Source organism: Kitasatospora sp. NPDC059803 (genome assembly GCF_042732255.1).
Lineage (GTDB): Bacteria > Actinomycetota > Actinomycetes > Streptomycetales > Streptomycetaceae > Kitasatospora.
Genome location: NZ_JBHWIJ010000203.1, coordinates 6422 through 10086, shown reverse-complemented (window position 1 = coordinate 10086; position 3665 = coordinate 6422). Strand labels below are relative to the sequence as shown.

Annotated in this window: 3 protein-coding genes; all 3 read left to right on the top strand. The window is 73.7% G+C overall.

Annotated features, from left to right (window positions below; translation table 11 throughout):
* The first annotated feature begins 123 nt into the window (after positions 1–123).
* The 3 genes from ACFV6I_RS27205 (at position 124) to ACFV6I_RS27195 (ending at position 3541) form a co-directional block, all read left to right on the top strand.
* Positions 124–1386 (top strand): MurT ligase domain-containing protein, encoded by a 1263-nt coding sequence (locus tag ACFV6I_RS27205; protein WP_063350329.1) that lies wholly within the window; start codon positions 124–126, stop codon positions 1384–1386.
* 46 nt (positions 1387–1432) lie between these two features.
* Complete coding sequence (locus tag ACFV6I_RS27200; protein WP_380428184.1) at positions 1433–2161, top strand: type 1 glutamine amidotransferase; 729 nt, start codon at positions 1433–1435, stop codon at positions 2159–2161.
* Between the two features lie 354 nt (positions 2162–2515).
* A complete protein-coding gene (locus ACFV6I_RS27195) occupies positions 2516–3541 on the top strand; it encodes a 6-phosphofructokinase (RefSeq protein ID WP_063350327.1) in 1026 nt (341 codons plus the stop codon).
* Positions 3542–3665: the final 124 nt, after the last annotated feature.

The window sequence follows — 3665 nt, the reverse complement described above, 5'->3', positions numbered from 1 at the left end:
TCCGCCGGGCGGTCCCTTGCGGCGCGCGGGGGGGGGTCGTGGTCGGGCGGCCCCCGCCCCCCCCCCCCGACGGCCCGTTAATCCGGACCCGGGTGGTGCCGCAGCAAGGAGGAACCACTGAGCATGGCAGGCACCGAATCGGAGCCCACAGGCGCACGCGACGCCTCGCTGCCGGCCCGCGCCAAGATCGCGGTCACGGCCGGTCGGGTCGCTGCCGCCGTGTCCCGCAAGGCCGGACGCGGAAGCGGCTCGGTGATCGGCGGCAAGGTCGCCCTGAGGCTCGACCCCGACCTGCTCGCCACCCTCGCCGACCACCTCGACGTCGTCCTGGTCAGCGCCACCAACGGCAAGACCACCACGACCCGCCTGATCGCCGAGGCGCTGCGCGCCGCCGGCCCGGTGGTCTCCAACGCCCTGGGCGCCAACATGCCGGCCGGCATCACCTCCGCCCTGGCCGGCGGCTCGGACGCCCGCTTCGGCGTGATCGAGGTCGACGAGAAGTACCTGGCGGGCGTCGCCCGCGACACCCGCCCCAAGGCGATCGCCCTGCTCAACCTCTCCCGCGACCAGCTCGACCGCGCCGCCGAGACCCGGATGATGGCCGAGAAGTGGCGCGAGGGCCTTCAGGACACCGAGGCCGTGGTCATCGCCAACGCCGACGACCCGCTGGTGACCTGGGCCGCCTCCTCCTGCAAGAAGGTGGTCTGGGTGGCCGCCGGGCAGGCGTGGAAGGAGGACGCCTGGTCCTGCCCCGCCTGCGGCGGTGTGATGCAGCGCCCCGGCGACGACTGGTTCTGCCAGGAGTGCGGCTTCCGGCGCCCCAACCCGCACTGGGCGCTCCAGGGCACCCACGTGATCGACCCGCAGCGCGGCGCCTGGCCGATCCAGCTCCAGCTGCCCGGCCGGGCCAACCTGGCCAACGCCACCAGCTCGGCCGCCGTCGCCGCCGTGTTCGGCGTCTCCCCGCAGGTCGCGCTGGAGCGGATGCGCTCGGTCTCGGCCGTCGCCGGCCGCTACGACGTGGTCCAGTACCAGGGCCGGGACATCCGGCTGCTGCTGGCCAAGAACCCGGCCGGCTGGCTGGAGACCTTCTCGCTGATCGACGGCCCGCCCGCGCCGGTGATCCTCTCCGTCAACGCGCTCGACGCCGACGGCACGGACACCTCCTGGCTGTGGGACGTCGACTACGAGCGCCTCGCCGGGCACCCGGTGTTCGTGATGGGGCAGCGCAAGCTGGACCTGGCCGTCCGCCTGGAGGTCGCCGGACTGCAGTTCCACGTGGTGGACACGCTGGAGCAGGCCGTCCGGATGGCCCCGCCCGGCCGGATCGAGGCCATCGCCAACTACACCGCCTTCCAGCAGCTGCGGAAGGTCGTGGCCGGCTGATGCCGCGCCTGCAGCCCCATCTGATCGTGACGGAAGGCCTTCGAGGATGAGTGAGAGCAGCCTGCGCGTGGTCTGGGTCTACCCGGACCTGCTCAGCACCTACGGCGACCGCGGCAACGCCCTGGTCGTGGAGCGCCGGGCCCGCCAGCGCCATCTCAACGTGACCCGGATCGACGTCCGCTCCGACCAGTCCGTCCCCACCAGCGGCGACATCTACCTGATCGGCGGCGGCGAGGACCGTCCGCAGCGGCTCGCCGCCGAGCGGCTGCGCAACGACAGCGGCCTGATCCGGGCCTCCGAGAACGGCGCGATCATCTTCGGCGTCTGCGCGGGCTTCCAGATCATGGGCCACGAGTTCGTCAACGACCTCGGCGAGCGCGAGCCGGGCCTCGGCCTGCTCGACGTCTGGACCACCCGCGGCGACGGCGCCCGCTGCGTCGGCGACGTCCTCGCCGACGTCGACCCGCGCCTCGGCCTGCCGCAGCTGACCGGCTTCGAGAACCACCAGGGCGTCACCCACCTCGGCCAGGGCGTCCAGCCGCTGGCCACCGTGGTCGCCCGCCGGGGCCACGGCACCGGCGACGGCACCGAGGGCGCCTGGCGGGACACCGTGTTCGGCACCTACCTGCACGGCCCGGTGCTGGCCCGCAACCCCGCCGTGGCCGACATGCTGATCAAGCTGGCGCTGGACGTCAACGCCCTGCCGCCGGCCGACACCACCTGGTACGACGCGCTGCGCGCCGAGCGCATCGCCGCCACGACGCGCCCCGCGTAGTACGTCCGCCCGCCCCGAACCCCGGGTGCCCGCGATGCGGTCACCCGGTTCAGGGGCGGCCCCGGACGTACCACAATGGGGCTGCCTACTGCACACCCTCCTCGGCAGCAGGCTGCACTTCCGCGCGGGGGCGCCGACGGCGCCGCTCCCGCGTCGGCTCCTGCCCGGCCGGACCAGGGGCCGTATGCTCGACTTCGCGGCCGTTTTCGGGCGTTCTGTCCGGATCGGCCGGTCCTTCACCCCGCGGCCACCTCCCCGCCACTCCGGCGTGGGAGCGCCCCGCTACGGTGACGGCTCGTCGTCCCAGCCTGTAGTCCGGCCGTTCCTCGGTTCTGCTCGGGAGTTGCAAAGCTAATGCGTATCGGAGTGCTGACCAGCGGCGGTGACTGCCCCGGCCTGAACGCGGTGATCCGTTCCGTGGTCCACCGGGGGGTGGTCGACCACGGCGACGAGATCATCGGTTTCCAGGACGGCTGGCGCGGTCTCCTGGAGGGCGTCCACCGGCCGCTCACCCTCGACTCGGTGAGCGGCATCCTGGCCCAGGGCGGCACGATCCTCGGCTCGTCCCGGGTCCAGCCCAGCCACCTGCGCGACGGCGTCGAGCGCGCCAAGCGACTGTGCGCGGACCTCGGCATCGACGCGGTGATCCCGATCGGCGGCGAGGGCACCCTCAAGGCCGCCAAGCTGATGAGCGACGCCGGACTGCCGGTGGTCGGGGTCCCGAAGACCATCGACAACGACATCGCCTCCACCGACGTCACCTTCGGCTTCGACACCGCCGTCTCGGTCGCCACCGAGGCGCTGGACCGGCTGAAGACCACCGCCGAATCCCACCAGCGGGTCATGGTCGTCGAGGTCATGGGCCGCCACACCGGCTGGATCGCGCTCAACGCGGGCATGGCCGCCGGCGCGCACGCCATCGTCGTCCCGGAGCGGCCGTTCCACATCGACAAGCTGACCGCCGTCGTCCGCGAACGCTTCGACCGGCAGAAGAAGTTCGCCATCGTGGTCTGCGCCGAAGGCGCCAAGCCCGAGCCCGGCACCATGCACTGGGAAGAGGGCACCAAGGACATCTACGGCCACGAGCGGTTCACCGGCATCGCCACCCAGCTCTCCCGCGAGCTGGAGCACCGCCTCGGCAAGGAGGCCCGCCCGGTGATCCTCGGCCACACCCAGCGCGGCGGCACCCCGACCGCGTACGACCGGGTGCTCGCCACCCGCTTCGGCTGGCACGCCGTCGAGGCCGTCCACAAGGGCGCGTTCGGGCACATCACCGCGCTGCAGGGCACCAACATCAACCTGGTGCCGATCGCCGAGGCGGTCGCCGAGCTGAAGACCGTCCCGCAGGAGCGCTACCTGGAGGCGGAGACGGTCATCTGACCTCCCCCGCCCCGTGGGGGGGGGGGGGGGGCCCCCCCCCCCGGGGCGCCGCCGGGGGGCCGCGGCGCCCCCGCCGGCCCCCCCCCCCCGGGCGCGGGGGCGGCGCCCCCCCCCCGCGGGGGCC